General features: G+C 53.2%; 1 protein-coding gene. It reads left to right on the plus strand.

From position 1 onward, the window contains the following. Positions 1-281: 281 nt before the first annotated feature. Positions 282-1,493, plus strand: a complete 1,212-nt coding sequence (locus tag IMW75_RS26690; protein WP_205894302.1) for a DUF262 domain-containing protein — start codon at positions 282-284, stop codon at positions 1,491-1,493. Positions 1,494-1,599: the final 106 nt, after the last annotated feature.

Here is a 1,599-nt window from a genome sequence, read left to right on the forward strand (position 1 = left end):
TGATGCGTCTCGAACCGGAGCACTGCTGCTAAACTTATCCACAATTGCTGGGACAGAAATCAGCAATCCGTCCTGGGTCAATTTTCAATCGGCAGGGTGGGTCAGTTTTCAATCAGCGCCAACACATAAGGAGGCAAACGGTGCACTGACTCAGCCTCACAGTCACTGCTGACACTCATGCCCTCCCCATCAAACCTTGCCGGAACGAAGGACAAGGAATTCGCTAGCCACGCGCAATGGCCAATAGCTATTCTTTCACGATCTTACCGCAGGGAACGCCCATGAAGCTTAATCCGCTACACGTCAAGATCGCTGGTTTGCTTGAGGGCAGACTGTTCCGAATCCCCGAATATCAACGCGCCTACTCCTGGACATCCCGCCAGCGTAAGGACTTGTTTGGCGACATCGAGGAGGCGTTTCGATCTGGTCGAGAGCACTTCATGGCGACTCTGGTTGCCCTAGCCAAAGAGAAGGAGACCCGCTTAATCGGCGTTGACGAGTTTAAGACTGTTGAGCTGGTGGACGGCCAGCAGCGCGTAACGACGCTGATCATTTTGATGAAGGCGATTGAAAAGGCATTAGACAACGATGATGCAGCGCAAGCGAAGGTTCGCCGTGAACTAGGAGAGTTGCTTGTAAAAGGTGACGACCACTCTCTGATTCTGCTCCAGACCAACCATGATGCGAGTCAAGTTTTTACCAACTACATCCGCAAAGGGTTGGTGGAGGAAGGCTTTGCAAAAACCGCTGCGGATCAGAACTTGGTTGAGGCCGCCCGTGATTGCGAGCTCTTTGTGAGCAAATGGTTAGCGCGAGGATCTACGATCTTTGAGCTGCTGGTGACCATTAGGAACAAGCTAACTATCATCTACCATGAGATTTCGGACGAGGCGACTGTATACCGGGTCTTCGAGGTTCTTAACAGCCGTGGTCTAGACGTTAAATGGATCGACAAGCTCAAAAGCCAGCTGATGGCGTTGATATTTGAGCACGTTGAAGGCGGAACCCGCGATGAGGCGGTTAGTGAAATGCAGGATATCTGGCGAGGTATCTACCGGTCGCTGGAGACCAGCACACGTATTGGAGACGAAGCACTCCGATTTGCAGGAGCATGGGCCTCTGACGCTCGACCAAATCGGATTCCCAGTGAAGCAGACTCGACTGCACTGCTTACCTCAAAGGCGGGCACCCAGTTGAGAACAATTGCAGAGGTTGGTCATGAACTCGACGCAGTCGTGCAAGCGAACCTGCGCTTGTTTCGAGATCCGCGCCTACGGGCTGTGACGCGTATTGTGCACGCTCGATTTGTTGCGGCAGCGATCCTCCTGCGGAAGTTCGACAAGAAGACAGAGCAAGAGCTACTGGGTAAATGGGAGCGCGCTACTTTCAGGATCTACGAGCTGGCAAGCCGGGATAGCCGTCACAAGGTTGGGGAGTACATTCGTCTTGGTTATGAAATCTATCGGAATAACCTGGGCGGCGGCAAAAACTGAGTGCAACACCTGACCTTTCCGGTACGGTGCTGCCCCATGTCCTATCACGAACTCAGCGTCGAAGAACGCGCCGCCATTCAAATCGGTCATATCCAGGGCCTCAGCC

It is taken from the genome of Pseudomonas gregormendelii (genome assembly GCF_017114825.1).
Lineage (GTDB): Bacteria > Pseudomonadota > Gammaproteobacteria > Pseudomonadales > Pseudomonadaceae > Aquipseudomonas > Aquipseudomonas gregormendelii.